This window comes from Alkalihalophilus lindianensis (assembly GCF_032843265.1).
Classification (GTDB): Bacteria; Bacillota; Bacilli; order Bacillales; family Bacillaceae_D; genus Alkalihalophilus; species Alkalihalophilus lindianensis.
On the sequence record NZ_JAWJBA010000001.1, the window covers coordinates 388,445 to 407,416 of the forward strand.

Sequence of the window (18,972 nt, forward strand, 5' to 3'; positions counted from 1 at the left end):
GGCGGAGTTAAGTGAAAGGTGTCATTATGGCAGGAGGAAAAGGAACAAGATTACGTCCATTAACATGTCAGTTACCAAAACCAATGGTTCCACTTTTGCAAAAACCGGTTATGCAATATAGTATTGAGCTTTTAAAACAACATGGGATTACAGAAATTGCGGTTACCGTACACTATTTACCTGATGAAATTCGTGACTATTTTGGTGATGGTCAAGAGTTCGGTGTTCACTTAACTTACTTTGAAGAAACAGAGCCACTAGGAACCGCTGGTAGTGTTAAACAAGCAGAAGCATTTTTAGATGAGCCCTTTATCGTTGTGAGTGGTGATGCTCTAACTGATTTTGATTTACAAGCGGGAATTGATTTTCATGAAGAAAAGGATGCTCTTGTTTCAATTTTCATGAAGCAAGTGCCATGCCCTCTTGAGTTTGGAGTGATCATGACCAACCAAGACGATGAGATTGTTCGTTTTCTTGAGAAACCAAGTTTAAGTGAAGTATTTAGTGACACGGTAAATACAGGGATCTATGTAATGGACCCAAGCATCTTCACATACATCGAAGCGGATAAGCCTGTTGACTTCAGTAAGGATGTCTTCCCTAAGGTTTTAGAAGAGAAAGCAGGGATCTATGGGTATGCAGCCAAAGGATATTGGTCTGATATAGGAAACCTTGATCAATACCGTCAAGCTCATATGGACCTTCTAAATCGTGATGTCCGTGCAACAATTGCTGGGAGCGAGATTCAACCAGGTGTATGGGTAAATGAGTTTGCAACGATTGAGGAGGGGGCAGATATTCAAGGTCCTGCCTTTATCGGCACTCATTCAACGATTCGTTCACATGCGAAGCTTGATGAGTATTCAGTAGTTGGGAGAGATTCAATCATCTCCGATTTTGCTACGATCAAGCGTTCAGTGGTCTGGGATGGAGTCTATGTTGGTAGCAAGACAGAGCTTAACGGTGCGACTGTGTGCGACGGAGTCACTATCGGCAGCAAGACGGCCGTTTACGAGCAAGCAGTGATTGGGCGTCAATGCCATATTGCTGATGAAGTAAACATTCAACCAGGAATGAAAATTTGGCCAAATAAGAGAATTCAAGAGGGTTCAGTTATCTCTCAATCTGTTATCTGGAATGATCAAGATACAACTCAACCATTACTAGCAGGTCATCGTGCAGTAGGAGTTGCGAATGTAGAGATCACACCCGAACATATTAGTCGTTTAGGGGCAGGGTTTGCATCTGATTTAGCAGTAGGAGGGAGATTCCTCGTTGCTGGAGATGATCAGCCATTTACGAGACTTCTAAAACTATCCCTTGCTCAAAGTGTACAGGCAACTGGTATGAATATTGTCGATATCGAAAAATCTACTATTCCGATCATGCGAAAGACGATTGCGGATCATGACTTTTTGGGAGGCGCACATATTCGAGTCGGGCACGATCAACGAGTAGTAATAGAGTTGATGGACGCTGACGGTCTCCCAATTTCCACTTTAACTCAAAAAGAAATAGATAAAACAGTCACCTTTAACACGTATCGTCGAGTTGCTTTCGATCAAGTTGGTGAGTATGAGGTCAACAACCAATTCAACGCCGACTATATTCGTCATGTATATAACCAAGTAGACCAGGTCCTAATTGAAAGCCAGAGACCGCACCTTTCATTGTTTGGACTAGAAAAAACAACGACGGCTTTCCTCGCTGATGCACTAAAGGGTCTTGGCTGTCAAGTGGTAGTCTCAACCGGTCATTATGAAATAGATGAGATCTCGTTAGCTATGACTCTATCTAATACTGAATTAGGAATCATTATTGGGGAGACAGGGGAATTTCTGACTCTTGTGACTGCGGACGGGCACATTTTAACGGATGAAGAAAAGCTAGCGTTATTTGTGGACATGCACTTGACTTTTATTGATAAAGATCAAGTGACAATTCCTTTATATGGTGGCAATTCACTTGAAGCATACATTGCTAAACATGACAAAAAGGTGATTCGAACGAAAGCATCTGCTAGAGAGATGATGATAGCAGCTCAATCGGTTCAACTCTATTGTTATGACGCATTCTATGCTTGTGCTCATCTAATTCAAACATTAAGTGTACGTGATGAGTCGCTTCAGAGCTATTTAAGTCACTTGCCAAATGAAAGTTTGTTTAAACAAGAGGTGCCTTGTCAAACAGAGCAAAAGGGCATGGTCATGCGAGCATTGATGGAATCGTTAAAAGAAGAACAAGTTGAATTAATTGAAGGGATGAAAGTCAGTCATCCAGAAGGAGGGTGGACCTACATTGTACCAGACCAAAATGAGCCAGTCTTTACGATCTACGCACAAGCAGATGAACCTGAGATGGCAAGAGTTCATGCAAACTACTACACAGACCAAATACATCAACTCCTTACAAGAACATCAACCGTCCCTTCCATGTAGTGATTCATTGTATGACCTTCGTTCTGAAATAGGCATTTGGAGAGAAGCTCATACGAGTTGGTTGAGAGAAGGAGAGTGGCGGTTTGCTCCTATCTATCGTAGAACAGGTGGAATTAAGTTACTCACAGCTTACCAAACACGATTTCACTTACACGTTACAGTGATTGAGCGAGCTCTTTCGAATCATACAGGATACCACAGACAAGTGTTTATTCGAAATGATGCTACAAGAGAACAAGAGATAAAGGTTGTCCTGCATCAGAAGCCATTTCTAGATCGTAAAGATCCTGCTATGAGTTTTTATGCCCCTTTATCAAAAGCGCTCATTCATTATGATGGAGTGCGATATACAACGACATTTGCCAAAGGGGCAGAAGCCACAACAACGGAATGCGCTGTTGGTGAGCTTGAAAAGGTTTGGCAAGAGAAGAAGGGGCAATTAACTGTTCAGCCTCTCTCGGCTCGTGTGAATGAAAGCACGATTACAACAGCGATTACACTAAGAGCAAATGAGGAAACGAGTGTGGATCAGTGGGTTCATGTTAGTCAGTCTATGGCCGAAAGTGAATCGTTTCTTGCTCAGTTTCATAAAAAAGATTAAATAAATCGTGATAGATTTTATCCTGTAAAGAAAAAACACTTGATCCCTCTCGGTAGATTTGCTATCATATTCAAGTATGAAGTAAGCTATAGCTAAGTTTGGAGGGATATCGGATGCGTGTACAAGTCACTCTTGCTTGCACTGAGACAGGCGATCGTAACTACATTACAACAAAAAACAAACGCGAAAATCCAGAGCGTATTGAACTTAAAAAATACTGCCCAAGATTAAAGCGTCACACTCTTCACCGTGAGACAAAATAAGCAGTTGGATTCTTCCACTGCTTATTTTTGTTTAAGCTGTGGAGGGAAGGGAGAGGTTTTCGCATAAACTGCGGAAGCCTCTTTTTTTGTGATACAATTAAACTGAAACCTAAGTTTGCTTTAATCGTATATAAGGTAGCGTTACATATAGAGTGCATTAGTTGGTAGGGATGGAGGAGAGTCCGTTAAATGAATGACAAAGAAGAATGCAGAAAAATGTTCAAACAATCATTAAAGAACCTCTCAGATCTAGCAGCCAAACAACAGTCAAATGAACTGACAAATCAATTGGTGATGCAGCCTTATTGGATAGAGGCTACAGTGATTGGTTTGACGATTTCAAAAGAGAAAGAAGTAGATACGACAACGTTAATTCAACATGCTTGGGCAGACGGCAAACAAGTAGTCGTACCCAAGGTGAAAAAAGGAACAAGAGAGATGAGCTTCTATCAAATCTCTTCGTTTGACGATTTGGAAGATACTTTTTTTGGATTAAAAGAACCGATGCAAGATTGTTGTAAAAAAATAGAGAAAAACGTAATCGATCTTGTTATTGTACCTGGTCTAGGATTTGATCTCCGAGGTTTTCGTATGGGCTATGGTGGTGGGTTTTACGATACGTATTTAGAAGGCTTTAACGGTGTAACCTGTGCATTAGCCTTTGATTGTCAAGTGGTTCGGAGCATCCCGATTGAAGACCATGATCAACAGATTGATCATTTAATCGTCCCTCATGGAGTGATCCGCTAATGCTCTGGCTATACATAGGGGTTTTGTGCATAGCTTTAGGGGCGTATTACATGAAAAAGCTCTCTAAGTCAGGCGTGTTTGCGGCTATTTTAGTAGGCTGGTCGATTAGCTTTGGTTTAGGCTTTTTTGGACTATTATTATTAGCCATTTTCTTTTTTACCTCAAGTATGTGGAGTTCATTATGGAAAGGTCGCAAAGACAATGGGATCGTTGAAAAAGGAGACCAAAGAGATGCCTGGCAAGTAGTGGCTAATGGAGGAGTGGCAGCTATCATGGCACTTTTATATGGCCTCTCTCCATCACCCATATGGCTGTTTGCTTTTGTGGCGAGTTTAGCCGCTGCTAATGCAGATACATGGGCATCGGAAATTGGTACGTTAAGCAGGCAACGTCCCTTTCATGTACTAACGTGGAAGCGTGTTGAACCAGGTACATCAGGTGCGATAACGGCCCTCGGATCAGCTGCAGCATTTGCAGGGAGCTTTGTGATTTCCTTTTTTGCCATTCTTTCTTGGTGGAGTAGCTATTATAATAGTCATTTATTGCTAATTGCCTTGAGTGTTGTCGGCTTTTTAGGGAATTTTATTGATACGTTAATCGGGGCTTCATTGCAAGTTATGTATCGTTGTAAGGAATGCGGAGTTGAAACAGAGTCTAAGCGTCATTGCGGGCGAAAGACTGAGTATGTATCAGGATTGAAATGGCTTAATAATGATCTAGTAAATATCGCATGTACGAGTGCAGGAGCGCTTTTAGGGATTTTAGTTGCTTTGCTCTTGTTGTAAGGGGAGATTATAAATGGAACAAGCATATGAACGCTATTCTAGACAAATGCTTTTTAAGCCTATAGGCGAAGAAGGTCAGAAAAAATTAAACGAACAAACCGTTCTTGTGGTCGGGGTAGGAGCCCTCGGAACCGTTTTAGCGAATCATTTAGTACGAGCAGGTGTAGGACGCGTCCGAATTGTAGATCGCGATTATGTGGAACAAAGTAATTTACAAAGACAGATGTTATTTGACGAAGAAGATGTGAAGAATCATCTGCCAAAAGCAATTGCAGCAAAAGAAAAGCTCTCAAAAATCAATTCTGATGTAGAAGTAGAAGCGCTAGTAGCTAATGCTTCGATTGAGAATATTGATTCCTTAATGGAGGAAGTCGACCTGGTCTTAGATGGAACCGATAACTTCAAGACGCGTTTTCTGTTGAACGACAGCTGCTTTAAAAATGGAATTCCATTTGCCTATGGTGGAGCTGTGAGTGCCAGAGGAATGTCTGCTTTATTTATACCGAGCCAAACACCGTGCCTTCGTTGTTTTATTGATAATGGAGAAACGCAAGGTCAAACATGTGACACGATTGGCGTCATAAGCCCGGTGGTCGATATTGTTGCATCTTATCAAGTGGTTGAGGTGATGAAGTTTTTAATCGGTGATCTTAAGGCGTTACGAAACACGTTACGTACATTCGATTTATGGGGGAATCATCAATATGATATGAAGATGGCTAAGCCAAAAGAGGGTTGTCCTACATGTCAAAAAGCAGAATACCCAGCCCTTCATGCATCAGAAGATGATATCACCACTTTATGCGGGCGCGAAACGGTTCAAATTCAACGCCAATCTAAAATGAATTTAACAGAGTGGGCTGAGCGATTAGAGCGAGTAGCTGAAGTGAAAAAAACACCATTTCTAATACGAGTACAACTAGTCGAGGGTGAGCGCATTGTCATTTTTCCTGATGGCCGCATCCTGATCCAAGGAACCGAAGATTTAACAAGAGCAAAAAGCTTGTATAGTAAATATATTGGAGATTAACAGAAAAGACGGTTGCGCACCGTCTTTTTCTTATGGATAAATAATCGAGAGCACAGGGTTTGCGCACATAAATCAGCTCTTTAGCACATATTTTTTCGAGCTCGCCCATAAAAAGCAAATCTCGCACATAAATGAGTGAATGTCGCTCATATCCACCGTATTCCGCTCATATATGTCTTCAGTTCGCTCATAATTTCAAAATTTCGCACATACTACTTGTACGGCATAGACAATGGTGAGTCAAACGAAGTCAAAGAGAGACTTCTAATTGCCTCCCCTAAGTTTTCGAATGCCAGACCACTCACCATCACTTTTCTTCTTAACATTATCCTGAAAAAATTGTTGACGGTTTTGATTTGATCATCTACTATAGGGATATTCATTTACTTAACTACGTAAAAGCATAAAAGCATAAAAGTGCGAAAGCGAATAGAGAATGTGGAGGAGAAAGTAGGATGGAGAGAAAAGCGAATGTACCATTTACGATTATCTTGTTAGTCACAATGATGGTACTTATTATTACGAGTATGTTTGTTTTAAAAGTGGAGCCGCATATTCCGCTAGTTGTATGTTTACTGTTAGCTACCTTATTTGGACGGTTTCTTCAAATTAGATGGAATGAGATCGAAAAAGCGATGATTGATGGACTTAAAGTAGGGATAAAGCCTATCTTTATTTTAGCTTTGGTCGGAATTGTAATAGCAGTCTGGATGATGAGTGGGACAGTACCGACCTTATTATTCTATGGACTTTCGGTTATATCTCCTGAATGGTTTGCTGTGAGTACTCTTTTTATTTGTATGATTGTATCTAGCTTTACAGGCAGCTCTTTTACTACTGTTGGAACGATTGGCGTAGCGATGATGGGGATCGGAACAGCATTAGGAATTGATCCCGCAATTGCTGCAGGAGCAGTCGTATGTGGCGCTTGTTTTGGGGATAAGATGTCACCTTTATCTGATACAACGAATTTTGCGCCAGGAATTGTAGGTGTGGATTTATTTGAGCATATTCGTCACCTTTTATGGACAACGATACCAAGCTTTGTGATCACGGTATTCTTATTCTTACTCATTGGTCGTACTCAAACTTCTACTAGTTCAAATGATATTGGTCTGATGCTTGCTTCTCTTGATAGTAAGTTTACAATTAGTGTTATCACGTTAGCATCACCTTTACTTGTGGTCTTTCTGGCAATGAAAAGATATCCAACTATACCAGTATTAGTGATTGGTGTTTTAACGGGTATTATCACCGCAGCGTTTGTTCAAGGAAACAGTGACGTGGCAGAATGGTTTACCGTTGTGCAGCATGGGTTTGAAATTGAGACGGGCAACGAAGTGGTTGATGGAATCGTCAATCGAGGAGGCCTGCAATCGATGATGTGGTCGATATCTCTAGTGATGATTGCCCTGACACTAGGTGGAGTCATTCAGCGCATTGGCGTAATTGATACATTGCTTACACAGCTTAAGAAAAATCTATCTTCAAGAGGAAACTTAATCTCAGCAACTGCCGCTTCTTCTATAGGTGTAAATGTGGTAACAGGAGAACAGTATCTCTCCATTTTATTGCCTGGGAAAACGTTCGAATCATTTTATACGAAGCTTGATGTAGCAAAGAAAAACCTTTCTCGTACATTAGAAGATGCTGGGACATTAGTTAACCCTCTGATTCCATGGGGTGTTAGTGGAGCATTTTTTGCTAGTACATTAGGAGTTGATGTGATTCACTATTTACCTTATGCGTTCTTCCTGCTGTTATCTCCATTCATGACGATTTTATTTGGATATTTAGGGATTGGAGTCGCAGAAGGGAAATCGATTGGTAAATAAGGTGGATAAAAAAACGTTTGATCACGCAAAGTAAGGAGAAGGAGGGGTGCCATATGGTAAATCGGCTTTTTTCAATTGCGACCTTAATCTTATCTTTCTACTTTGCGTACAAATACCGCTATCGCGTTATCAATGCTATCCTTGGACGTCGTTGGCTGCGAAAAATAGGAATTAGTATCGCGATGCAAATTCCAATGATTCGAGACCGGGTACTAAGCACTGTACTACAACCGAATCGGCCGCAAAATAGTTGATTTGTGTGGGTGAGTCTGATGTTTACTTTAATTCGTTTAAAGTAAGGCATCAGACTTTTTGTTATGAACAGAATCTCAAGCCTTTTCGATGTTCTAAGAAGCCCTACTATTGTTATACTAGTAAGGAACGAGGTGATGATTCATTATGAAATGGGATGTCATTTGTTTTGATTTAGATAACACGCTTTATAATCATGAGTTTGCATTCAAACGTGCCATTCTCGATTGCTTACACACAAAGATTGCTCAATGGCAAAAGGATGATCAAATAAATGACCCAATTGACTTTGAACATTGGTTTGCCACATTTAAATATTATTGTGATTCATTATGGCCTCTTTTAGAGAAAAAGCAAATAGATCGCAAAACGTACAGAAGAATACGCTACTTAAAGACGATGAAGAAGTATAACCTGCCATGTAGGGAAGAGGAAGCTGATGACTTTCATAGGCAGTACTACGAACATGTACATAGATTTTGTGAACCTGATGTAGGAATGCGACCTCTACTTAGCTGGTTGTCGCAATCTGCTGTAAAAATAGGGATTTTGACGAATGGTCCAACGGATACTCAGTGGAAGAAAATACAGCACCTGGGATTAACAGAGTTTATTCCTGAGGACCATATCCTCATTTCTAGTGAAGTAAACCTAGAGAAGCCAGATAAACGATTTTTCCATTTGTTTGAACGGAAGCTCGGTTTAAAGAACGAAAGGAAGCTATTTGTCGGGGACTCATGGGAGCAAGATGTTCTAGGTGCTTTGGGTGCAGACTGGGAGGCTGTTTATTTAAATACAAGACATAAGGAGCTCTCCACTAATGCTAATGTAGTCATGGAGCTTCAATCATTAACTGAATTATACGTTTGGTTACAGGCGAATGGAATCTAGGGGGTGAATGAATGACCGTATGGCAACATGATTTATATTACTGGCAGCTCGTTCATCATTATGTAATAGAAAAAGATTTTCGACTACTTTATCAAAAAAACAAAGAAGTATGGCTAGAAGATGAAAATTCTAAGCCCAAGAGAATTATCCGTATTAAGAGGGCTGATTTTGATTGGGGAAATCAATTAAAAAAAGATCTGCTTGAAACCGTGAAAAGAGCAGACTTGTTAAGAAGGCAATTAAAGCAAAAGAAAATCGAAAGTGATACCATTTACGTCATGATGTATCCACCAGTTGATTCGTGGGAAGAGCTGATGCGTCCTTTTTATCTAGGTAAGAAACAGCAAACGATGATGAAGATGACGTTAATCCCATCGGAGCTAACCGAAAGAGAACATGTCATTAACGGTATCCTCGCAAAGGATCAGATTCCATCTTTTCCAATCTATGAAGATGTTGATATGGCCGAAGTCATTATTGGACGGTTAAAACGGGAAGTCAGGCAACATACGAAGAAAAAAGAAGAGGAAGAGCGTTCCTATTTTTTATACGGAAAGCCTATTGCAACTTATGTCCTGCTAGCCCTTATTGCAGTAATGTTTTATATTGTTGAGCAAAATGGGGGCAGCACACATGTTTTAACATTGATCGAATTTGGAGCAAAATATAATCCTGCGATTATTGACGGCGAATGGTGGAGATTTTTTAGCTCGATGTTTCTTCATATCGGTTTTATCCATCTTTTCATGAATTCTCTTGCCTTACTTTTTTTAGGTGGGGCAGTGGAGAGAATGTATGGAACAAGTCGCTTCGTCCTCATATATTTTGTTGCAGGGCTGATCGGATCGATCGCGAGTTTTGCGTTTAATGCTCAAGTGGCAGCAGGAGCTTCTGGAGCGATTTTTGGCTGTTTTGGTGCCTTATTGTATTTTGGAATTTCCCACCCGAAATTATTTTTTAGAACGATGGGGACGAATGTTCTTGTGATTTTAGCGATTAATCTCGTCTTTGGTTTTATGATGCCGATGATTGATAATGGAGCACATATTGGGGGACTAGTTGGAGGATTTTTAGCTGCTGCTGTTGTTCAATTACCTAAACAAAAAGCAAGAATGAGGCAACTACTCTTTTTAGTGGGAACGGTTATCCTTGCAGTCTCTCTCTACGGATTAGGATTTGTAAACGAAGATAAACAGTTGTCGTCTTTATTATCTCTTCAAATGGCACAAGAATATATGCAAGAGGGTCGTCTATATGAGGCATATCCTCTAATATATGAGGTGCTAGAGGAAGAGGAAAGTGCAGAAGCTTATTTTCTATTAGGATACGCTGATTATGCTTTAGAGGACTTTCAGGAAGCGAAAGATTCATTTATGAGGGCTGTAGAATTGCAACCTTCTTTTCATCAAGCCCATTATAACTTAGCTCTTTCCCATTATCGCCTAGGGGATAGAGAAGAGGCAATTGCCGCTGTAGAACAAGCAATTGCCCTCGAGCCAAATGAAGAAAGCTACCAAACGTTTTTAACTGAAATGAAGTCTATTTCTAATTAACGGCTGATCGACTGCATCAGCTGAACAGGTGTATCATCTGTTGTACGAAATAGAATGAAGACATGATCCGGATTTTCTTTTGGAATCACGATTAATGGTTCCGTGCTTCCAAGCGGACTGACTGCTGAACCATTTACATCTATTCCTAACACATAATTTTTATATAACCCCTCCCAGAGGCCGCCAAGAAATTTGGTGGTCTCTTCCATTGTTAAGCCTGGAATTGGTTCAGTTTGAAATTGATCGATTTCGGTCAATGGAACTCTCCGATACTTAGATGTGGGAATTTGATAATATTCATATAAGTCATCCCAGTCATACGCTTGCTGTTGCTCTAAAATATAATCAAGGATTCGCTTGCTTTCCTTATCCTCATCAGACTCAGGAATTTTAAAGGCGTGCAAAGGACTTAGTGGAGAGTCAATAACATACAACTCATCATAACTAATTAGCTGAGCACTCCTAAACTCGTTATTCGGTCTCCTAAGTTCTGCATGGTGAAATGTAATCACTTCATAATGACCACTATCTTCAGCTTGCACTTCTTTTTGTTGGGTAAGTAATTCTGTGTTCTCCTCCCATTTAGACATCGTATCTTTTAGAACCCCATCTTCAAATAAAAGAGAAACATCTTGTCTGATCGCTGCTTGTTCATTTAAAACAGACAATGTGTCCCATCTTAACTTGTATTCATCTTCATCCGTCGATTGAAGAAATTCTAAGTTTGAACTCGCTTCGGTGTAGGTGGCATTTGGATCAATAGGAAAGGTGATTAAGGTTTCTCTAAGGGGGTTTGGTTTGCCATAAATCGATAAAAATAATCCGACGACAAGAGCCGCCGTACAGACTGTGAATAGCATAGTTCGTTTTCTCATGATAAGTCCCTCCATTGGACAAACGGTTGCCTCATGTATATGACTTACCTTTTTGTTTTATGAGAACAATGCATGGTGAGACCTTAATTTGCAAATAATGAAGAGGACCGTGGAGGTGGTTATATGGGATCCGAGACCGTTATTCATCATGTCTCCAATAATTATAATGAAAATATTGCATTTTTGAAAAAGGAATTAGCTGTTGATGATAGCTTTGATATGATCTTTTTAGAGCTTGAACATGGTGGAAGGCAAATGGGTATGTTTTTGGTCGATGGCTTTGCTAAAGATTCAGCCTTAACCGAAATTCAACGCGAGCTTTCACGGACAACAGTTCGTATGCTAGAAGAAAAGCCTTTAGAGAAACTGATTAAAAGTAGAATTCCGTACGTTGAAATTGAAACGACGAATGACTTAGATAATGTAGTCGATCAAGTATTAGCAGGCCCGACAGCTTTAGTCGTTGAAGGTTGCGATTATGTCATCCTACTCGATACGAGAGAATATCCTGTACGAGGACCTGAAGAACCGGACACTGAACAAGTCATACGTGGCTCTAAAGATGGGTTTGTTGAAACACTTGTCATGAATGCAGCCCTGGTTCGTAGACGGGTTAGAGACCGGACGATGCGGGTTGAATACGTTCAGGTTGGCAGACGTTCGAAAACGGATTTAGCAATTACTTATATTGCAGATATTGCCGATCATAAGTATGTAGATGAAATTAAAAGCGCTCTTGAAAGGATTGATACAGATGGTTTGCCGATGGGGGATAAAACGATTGAGGAATTTATTTTTGGTCATCATTACAACCCTTACCCCCTTGTCAGGTATACAGAGCGTCCAGATGTAGCTGCCAGCCATTTATTTGAGGGTCATATTTTGATTATGGTAGACGGGTCACCGAGTGTAATGATAAGCCCGACCACCTTTTGGCATCATATGCAACATGCTGAGGAGTATAGACAAAAGCCTTTGATAGGTCTTGGATTACGTTTGGTCCGTTTTGTAGCCGTGTGGGCCTCGATATTTTTGCTTCCTCTTTGGTATTTACTTGCCACTAATGATGCGTACGGCCCGACAGCTATCGGCTACATAGGTTCAGAAGAAGTAGGGAGTGTCCCTTTGTTTGCTCAGTTTCTCATTGCTGAAATCGGAATTGAAATGCTGAGGATGGCCGCTATTCATACGCCTAATGCCCTTGCAACCGCACTTGGATTAGTGTCGGCCTTACTAATAGGTGAAGTGGCGATCAATGTCGGCCTATTTTCCCCTGAAGTTGTCTTGTATTTAGCGGTAGCGGCAGTCGGTTCTTTTGCGACACCAAGCTACGAAATGAGTTTAGCTAACCGTTTTATACGAGTAGCGTTATTGATTAGTGCAGCCGCTTTTCATCTGGGCGGCTACATGGTTGGAGTTACGTTATGGATGCTCTTACTTATCCGTACAAAAGTACTCGATATGCCGTACTTGTGGCCGTTTATCCCATTTAATATGAGAGCGATGAAAGATGTATTATTTAGAGCACCTATGCCTCTTAAAAATAGACGACCTGTATCCCTACATCCCAATGATCCTGATCGCTAAACCCTAAACGAAAAATCCCAGTCTGCATCATGTGCGGACTGGGATTTTTATTAATTTTCTTCTGTATCCTGTATGTACCAATCATCTTCAATAACAAATGATTGACGACTCACTGCATCTGTTCCATCAGCTAATACAAGGCCAAAAGGAGTATTTGTCGTCGGGGTCACAATCGTAAACGGTACACCATTAGCGTTTGCTTGTTGAATGTAATTGGAATAAATGCTATATGAGAGATTTCCGTTTAAAAACAACTTTAGGTTTCTCTTCGTTTTCATCACGTTTATTACTTCGTCATATGTACCAGCTTTGATTACCTGACTTTTAGTAAGAGCTACGTGGATCCGCTCTCTAAAAGTAGTTAAAAATAGGGCACGCTCTTCGGGTTTAATTTCTGGAGTGCCGTAGATTGCATGATCAAGTATTTCTTTCATTTTTTTATCCATCAAAATCCCTCTTTCGATTTATGACTTTTACATAGAAGATGATTTCTTGTCCTTAAATTTTGCAATGGACATATCATAGCATAGAGAGCTTTACTACGTATACGGAAAAGCATGTGCTATGGTTTCATTTTTTTAGAATGCTTGAGAGGAGAGTTTGTACTATGTGGCTTGGGATGATGATGTTATTTTTTGTTTTTACATTAGGTTTTACGATTGGTGGGTTATTAAGTACGCCTAAGCAACCACCTCAGCTGATGCATGTGATATTGTTTAGTTTTGTATTTGGTGTTCTCTCTTATCTCGGTATGCTTGGCGGAATGTTCTTTGTTAGCTGGTTTTCAATTGGCTTCATTGAAGTTGTAATCGTGGTTCTTACATTCTTATTCATTATAGCCGCTATAACCAATTTTCATCCGACCTTTGGATTTTTTCGACATGGAAGAAGCATAGGATTAGTTTTACTAACAGGGTTATTTGTTATGATGGGTTTTGAATGGGGAGTAGCTGACCATAAAACCTTTTTTACGATAAGTGCAACCGTTTTATTTTTTTGTGCGATGTGTATAGGGTTGTTTATTCAACAACAAATTCAAGCCCTCATGTGGCGTTATTCTTATATGGTTTACATGCCTCTCATTTGGCTTCTTTTCGTAACCATCATAAAGCTGTTATAATGAGTCCGAGGTGAGCGTCATGAAAACGTTGTTTGACGTTATGCAGCTGCTAAAAAAATATGGCATTTTTATTTATACAGGGGAGCGAGCAGTCGACCTTGAATTAATGGAAGAGGAAATTCGTGAATTGTATCAAATGAAAATGATTGAGGCTGAAAAGTTCCAACAAGCATTGCTCATTATTAAGCATGAAGCAAAATTAGCGAAATAGTAAAAGGTGGAGTACGATGACTGAAAAATGGTATGTAGGCGTGGATTTAGGTGGTACAACAATAAAGATGGCGTTTTTAACGTCTTATGGTGAAGTTGTAACGAAGTGGGAAATTCCTACCAACACTGAAGATGGTGGCATTCATATTACAATGGATATTGCCAAGGCCATAGATTATAAATTAAAAGAACTGAATCAAGAGAAACAACATTTACTCGCGATCGGTATGGGGGCACCAGGCTTTATTGAGATGGAGACCGGCTTCATTTATCAAGCAGTAAATATAGGTTGGAAAGACTTCCCGTTAAAAGATCGTCTTGAAGTAGAGACGGGGCTTCCTGTTACGGTTGATAATGATGCGAATATAGCAGCACTTGGTGAGATGTGGAGAGGGGCTGGTGACGGGGCGAAGAATCTACTTTGTGTGACACTTGGTACGGGTGTTGGTGGTGGTGTAATTGCCAACGGTCAAATCTTGCATGGTGCAAGTGGGATGGCTGGTGAGATTGGCCATATTACTTCTATTACGACTGGGGGTTCACCATGTAATTGCGGAAAGACGGGTTGTCTTGAAACGATTGCCTCTGCAACTGGGATTGCCAGACTGGCAACTGAAGCTGTTGCAAGCGCAGATGGAAACAGTATGCTAAAGCAGCTTTTTGATCAAAAAGGAGATCTAACAGCTAAGGATGTCTTTGATGCTGTGAACAAAGGGGATGAGTTAGCAGCAGAAGTACTGGATGAGACAGCTTTCCATTTAGGTTTAGCGATTGCGAACCTATCAAACGCCTTTAACCCAGAGAAGATTATCATTGGCGGTGGCGTCTCAAGAGCAGGCGATGCCCTTCTTGAACCTCTTAAAAAGCATTTTGAACGATTTGCATTAGGGCGAGTCGCAGAAAGTGCAGAATTTAAAATCGCTACATTAGGCAATGATGCTGGTGTCATTGGTGGTGCGTGGTTGGCAAAACAGAAAGTCAACTAATACACCAAAAAAGAATATGTCACATACTATAAAATATAGGACAACTCATATACATGGCAACTCTACGGTTGGTCATGCTATAAATAAAACATAAAAAAGAACGAACGGACAGAGAGGGAGAACAACAACAATGACTGACTATCGAACTGAACGTGATTTATTAGGTGAAAAAGAAGTACCTAAGGATGCCTATTATGGAATCCAAACAATGAGAGCACGTGATAATTTTCCAATTACCGGCTACCCACCACATCCTGAGTTAATTCGCGCATTTGGTTATGTAAAAAAAGCAGCAGCAATGGCGAATCGTGATGTAGGAGTTCTGCAAACAAATATTGCAGATGCGATTATTACTGCAGCAGAAGATGTCATTGAAGGAAAGTTATCTGATCAATTTATTGTTGATTCGATTCAAGGAGGAGCAGGAACCTCGTTTAATATGAATGCTAATGAAGTAATTGCCAACCGTGCGATTGAGATTTTAGGTGGTGTAAAAGGGGAGTACATGAAAGTAAGCCCGAATACCCATGTGAACATGGCTCAATCTACAAATGATGCATTTCCAACAGCAATTCATATTGCGAGCTTGAACTTAGCGAAAGGATTAACAGATGCCCTAAATGATTTGATTGAAGCGATGCATGACAAAGAAAAAGAATTTGACGAAGTGTTGAAAATGGGTCGAACACATTTACAAGATGCTGTTCCGATTCGTTTAGGACAAGAGTTTGGTGCTTATCGTCGTGTATTAACGAGAGATTTAGGTCGTTTGACTCGTTCTGTAGAACATTTATATGAAATCAATTTAGGCGCGACAGCTGTTGGCACTGGCCTAAATGCTAAAACAGAATATATTGCAAAAGTATCGCAGTATTTAGCTGATATCACTGATCACCCATTTGAGACCGCAGAAGATTTAGTAGATGCTACACAAAATACAGATGCTTACACAGAGCTATCTAGTGCAATGAAAATTATGGCGATTAACTTATCAAAAATCTCAAATGATTTACGCTTAATGAGCTCAGGTCCACGTACAGGCTTAAATGAAATTAATTTGCCGCCAAGACAACCGGGATCATCCATCATGCCTGGTAAGGTGAATCCTGTAATGTGTGAAGTGATGAACCAAGTGTCCTTCCAAGTGATTGGAAATGATACCACGATCAGCTTAGCTTCTGAAGCAGGTCAACTTGAATTAAATGTGATGGAGCCAGTGCTCGTCTTTAACCTCCTTCAATCGTTGTCGATTTTACAAAATGGAATGAAAGTGTTCCGTGAATATGCAATTGAAGGTATTACGGCAAACATCGAGCATTGCCGTGAAATGGTTGAACGTAGTGTTGGGATCATCACAGCTATTAATCCGCATGTTGGTTATGAAGTGGCCACGCGTATTGCGAAAGAAGCGATTCAATCGGATCGGCCAGTTCGAGAGATTTGCCTCGAACGTGGTATTCTTACAGAGGAAGAATTAAATGAAATCCTCGATCCAAAAGAAATGACAAACCCAGGGATTGCTGGGGCACGATTCATTTACGGATAACCATCAAAAAGCACATGAACTCTTGTTGAGTTGATGTGTTTTTTTGTTCTCTTTTTTAGGAATTTTTCATAAAAATGAAACTTTTCCCAGCCGAATTCGTCTAATAATAAGGACACTGGATCAGAATGGGTTGAAAGTGAAGAAAAATCCTACATATATCACAAAATAGTGCACTTCGCTTCTTGTTGTTCGTGGTGGTGCGTGCGATAATATGACTTACTAGAAAAAAAGGAGGGGTGAATATGCAGCGGTTATTGATTGTTATTGGTATTTTTATGGTTCTTTTGGCAGGTTGCTCGTTTATGCAACGCGAAGGGCAATTACTTCCTGAAACGAAAACCAATTTAGCCCAAAAGCCAGCTGCTTCCCCTTCGTTTTTTACTAAGACCTCTGTTCATCCACTAAAAGAGCCACGCGGCTTTGCTATGATTAGTGAATGGCTCGATTCAGAAACGATTTTGTATGTGGAAGAGCATGATCAAAAGTCGACTTTGAAAAGCTATCACTTATTTAGCGGTGAAACGGAATCATTCTTTGAAACAAACGAGTGGATCATAGACGTTAAAGGCAATGAAGATCTAAGTTTATTTTCGATTCTTACGTATGATGAGTCTGATCAGTCCTCACTTTATGTCGTCAATGCTGAAGGACAAATGAAACTTGAATTGCAACAATTTGGAGATAGTTATTCGATCTATTGGAATCCTTATAAAACAGATGAAATGATGCTTGTTACATACTTGCCAGACTGGGATTTCGAAGTATACCATATCAATGTTGAAGGGCAGACGATAAAACCAATCGACATTGGGCAAACCTATTTCCAGTGGAACTCAGCCAATGAAGTCGTTTTCTTAGATTGGGATGAATTACAACCGAATTATGAAGCGCCATTGTTTTCCTACAACCTGCAGACTGAAGAACGAGAAGAGCTAGTCAGTCCAATTATTTCAATGATGAGCTTTAGTGACCAGTTACATGTTCAAGTATCTGTTGATTCGATTTATGAGTTGTACTCCAACTATACGTTTTCTGTTGAAGGGGAGTCTGTGAGTAAGCTTGAAATGCCGATTTTAAATACGTATTCAGAGCAATGGTGGGTCCCGTTTTATGAGTATGATCCAAAAGCGAGTGTCTTTTATTATTTAAGACCTAAGTATAGTGGTGATTACTTTAGTTATGAGGACGGATATCAATTGATGGCTTTTGATCCAAGGACAAATGCTGAGGTTAGCATTATAGAAGTCGATCAACACTTGCCAATCAAGCTTTCGCCTGATGGAGAGATGATGTTGATAGGAAACCGTTTAGAAGAAGTGATCATACTGAAGGAAAAAGAAAAAATTTCATTGCTTCAAAGCTAGTGATCTCTAATCGTTGCATTTTCGTTAGACTCTGTCATAATAGAGTTACAGGATAATTGAATAGAAGCTGTAGAAGGCTAGGGGTGCCCACTTAAGTAGGCTGAGAAAAAGGTAGTTTCCTTTTACCCTTGAACCTGATCTGGTTAACACCAGCGTAGGGAAGTCGACTGCTAATGAGTAATCATATGTAGCCGTATTCCATGCGTTTTGGGATAGGGCTTTTTTGTTTTTATTATAAAAATAGAGGTGAAGTGGACATGAAAGATTTTAAATTATATGCGATAACAGGTGAGGAATTCCATCAAGGTCGTGATCTTATTGAAGTGATGGAAGAAGCGATACTAGGTGGCGTTGATATTATTCAATTACGGGATAAAAAAAGCAAAAAAATTGATGTGTTAAAGAAAGCACAAGCCCTTCGTGAGTTAACGAAGAAGCATGGTGTAACCTTTATTGTGAATGATCATATTGATGTCGCACTTGCAGTCGATGCTGATGGAATTCATGTCGGTCAAGACGATCTCCCCTTAAAAGAAGCGCGAAAAGTGATGGGGCCAGAAAAAATTATAGGTATCTCTACCCACAAGATTGAAGAAGCACGAGAAGCAGAAAAGGGCGGAGCTGACTATATTGGGGTTGGACCTATTTTTGAAACGAAAAGTAAAGAAGATGTTGTTGATCCGGTAACGACTGCTTATATCCAGCAAGTAGCCGAAGAAATTACGATTCCTTTTGTCGCGATTGGTGGAATTAAGCTTCACAATGTCGATCAAGTATTAGCTGCGGGTGCGAAGCGAGTATGTATGATTAGTGAAATTGTCGGAGCAGATGATGTACGTGGCACATGTGAAACATTTGTAAAGATCTTATCAAAGTAAGGAGCGAA

The 18,972-nt window shown here is 40.2% G+C and carries 19 protein-coding genes and 1 riboswitch; of the genes, 17 read left to right on the forward strand and 2 right to left on the reverse strand.

Translation table 11 applies throughout. The features are described 5' to 3' along the window. Positions 1-11 precede the first annotated feature (11 nt). From RYX56_RS02185 to RYX56_RS02230, 10 genes are all read left to right on the forward strand, one after another. Positions 12-2,438 carry a sugar phosphate nucleotidyltransferase gene (locus tag RYX56_RS02185; protein WP_317120497.1) on the forward strand — a complete coding sequence of 809 codons (2,427 nt, stop codon included), beginning with the start codon at positions 12-14 and terminating at the stop codon, positions 2,436-2,438. Continuing rightward, a complete protein-coding gene (locus RYX56_RS02190; protein ID WP_317120498.1) occupies positions 2,371-3,039 on the forward strand; it encodes a hypothetical protein in 669 nt (222 codons plus the stop codon). Before RYX56_RS02185 ends, RYX56_RS02190 begins: the two co-directional genes overlap by 68 nt. A 113-nt stretch (positions 3,040-3,152) precedes the next feature. Further along, positions 3,153-3,302, forward strand: a complete 150-nt coding sequence (gene rpmG / locus RYX56_RS02195) for a 50S ribosomal protein L33 (protein ID WP_317120499.1) — start codon at positions 3,153-3,155, stop codon at positions 3,300-3,302. Positions 3,303-3,491: 189 nt separating this feature from the next. Beyond that, the gene (locus RYX56_RS02200) at positions 3,492-4,052 is read left to right on the forward strand and encodes a 5-formyltetrahydrofolate cyclo-ligase (protein WP_317120500.1); all 561 of its coding nucleotides are present in this window, start codon (positions 3,492-3,494) and stop codon (positions 4,050-4,052) included. Beyond that, complete coding sequence (locus RYX56_RS02205; protein ID WP_317120501.1) at positions 4,052-4,837, forward strand: DUF92 domain-containing protein; 786 nt, start codon at positions 4,052-4,054, stop codon at positions 4,835-4,837. Before RYX56_RS02200 ends, RYX56_RS02205 begins: the two co-directional genes overlap by 1 nt. Before the next feature lie 13 nt (positions 4,838-4,850). Continuing rightward, positions 4,851-5,867, forward strand: a complete 1,017-nt coding sequence (locus RYX56_RS02210; RefSeq protein WP_317120502.1) for a ThiF family adenylyltransferase — start codon at positions 4,851-4,853, stop codon at positions 5,865-5,867. A gap of 455 nt (positions 5,868-6,322) precedes the next feature. Next, a complete protein-coding gene (nhaC, locus tag RYX56_RS02215) occupies positions 6,323-7,702 on the forward strand; it encodes a Na+/H+ antiporter NhaC (RefSeq protein WP_317120503.1) in 1,380 nt (459 codons plus the stop codon). A gap of 53 nt (positions 7,703-7,755) precedes the next feature. Beyond that, entirely contained in the window at positions 7,756-7,956 is a 201-nt protein-coding gene (gene yqgO, locus RYX56_RS02220; protein WP_317120504.1) for a protein YqgO, read from the forward strand. 145 nt (positions 7,957-8,101) lie between these two features. Then, the gene (locus RYX56_RS02225) at positions 8,102-8,845 is read left to right on the forward strand and encodes an HAD family hydrolase (RefSeq protein WP_317120505.1); all 744 of its coding nucleotides are present in this window, start codon (positions 8,102-8,104) and stop codon (positions 8,843-8,845) included. 11 nt (positions 8,846-8,856) lie between these two features. Beyond that, complete coding sequence (locus tag RYX56_RS02230) at positions 8,857-10,398, forward strand: rhomboid family intramembrane serine protease (protein WP_317120506.1); 1,542 nt, start codon at positions 8,857-8,859, stop codon at positions 10,396-10,398. Here the strand turns inward: RYX56_RS02230 and RYX56_RS02235 are convergent. Continuing rightward, positions 10,395-11,273: a hypothetical protein gene (locus RYX56_RS02235; protein ID WP_317120507.1), complete on the reverse strand. Its 879-nt coding sequence runs from the start codon at positions 11,271-11,273 to the stop codon at positions 10,395-10,397. The genes RYX56_RS02230 and RYX56_RS02235 overlap by 4 nt on opposite strands. A 123-nt stretch (positions 11,274-11,396) precedes the next feature. Here RYX56_RS02235 and RYX56_RS02240 point away from each other — a divergent pair, with 123 nt between their 5' ends. Continuing rightward, positions 11,397-12,860: a spore germination protein gene (locus RYX56_RS02240; RefSeq protein ID WP_317120508.1), complete on the forward strand. Its 1,464-nt coding sequence runs from the start codon at positions 11,397-11,399 to the stop codon at positions 12,858-12,860. A 50-nt stretch (positions 12,861-12,910) separates the two neighbouring features. Here the strand turns inward: RYX56_RS02240 and RYX56_RS02245 are convergent, their stop codons facing one another. Continuing rightward, positions 12,911-13,306, reverse strand: coding sequence for a YueI family protein (locus RYX56_RS02245; protein ID WP_317120509.1), 396 nt, complete (start codon positions 13,304-13,306; stop codon positions 12,911-12,913). A 173-nt stretch (positions 13,307-13,479) separates the two neighbouring features. Here RYX56_RS02245 and RYX56_RS02250 point away from each other — a divergent pair, with 173 nt between their 5' ends. From RYX56_RS02250 to thiE, 6 genes are all read left to right on the forward strand, one after another. Next, positions 13,480-13,980, forward strand: a complete 501-nt coding sequence (locus RYX56_RS02250; RefSeq protein WP_317120510.1) for a hypothetical protein — start codon at positions 13,480-13,482, stop codon at positions 13,978-13,980. Positions 13,981-13,999: 19 nt separating this feature from the next. Continuing rightward, the gene (locus RYX56_RS02255) at positions 14,000-14,191 is read left to right on the forward strand and encodes a YqgQ family protein (RefSeq protein ID WP_317120511.1); all 192 of its coding nucleotides are present in this window, start codon (positions 14,000-14,002) and stop codon (positions 14,189-14,191) included. A gap of 16 nt (positions 14,192-14,207) precedes the next feature. Beyond that, complete coding sequence (locus RYX56_RS02260) at positions 14,208-15,176, forward strand: ROK family glucokinase (protein WP_317120512.1); 969 nt, start codon at positions 14,208-14,210, stop codon at positions 15,174-15,176. 130 nt (positions 15,177-15,306) lie between these two features. After that, positions 15,307-16,722, forward strand: coding sequence for an aspartate ammonia-lyase (gene aspA, locus RYX56_RS02265; protein ID WP_317120513.1), 1,416 nt, complete (start codon positions 15,307-15,309; stop codon positions 16,720-16,722). Positions 16,723-16,964: 242 nt separating this feature from the next. Continuing rightward, on the forward strand, positions 16,965-18,086 hold the full coding sequence (locus RYX56_RS02270) for a YqgU-like beta propeller domain-containing protein (protein ID WP_317120514.1): 1,122 nt from the start codon (positions 16,965-16,967) through the stop codon (positions 18,084-18,086). Positions 18,087-18,155: 69 nt separating this feature from the next. Further along, a riboswitch (TPP riboswitch) is annotated at positions 18,156-18,264 on the forward strand. 79 nt (positions 18,265-18,343) lie between these two features. Next, entirely contained in the window at positions 18,344-18,964 is a 621-nt protein-coding gene (gene thiE, locus RYX56_RS02275; RefSeq protein WP_317120515.1) for a thiamine phosphate synthase, read from the forward strand. The last annotated feature ends 8 nt before the right edge of the window (positions 18,965-18,972 follow it).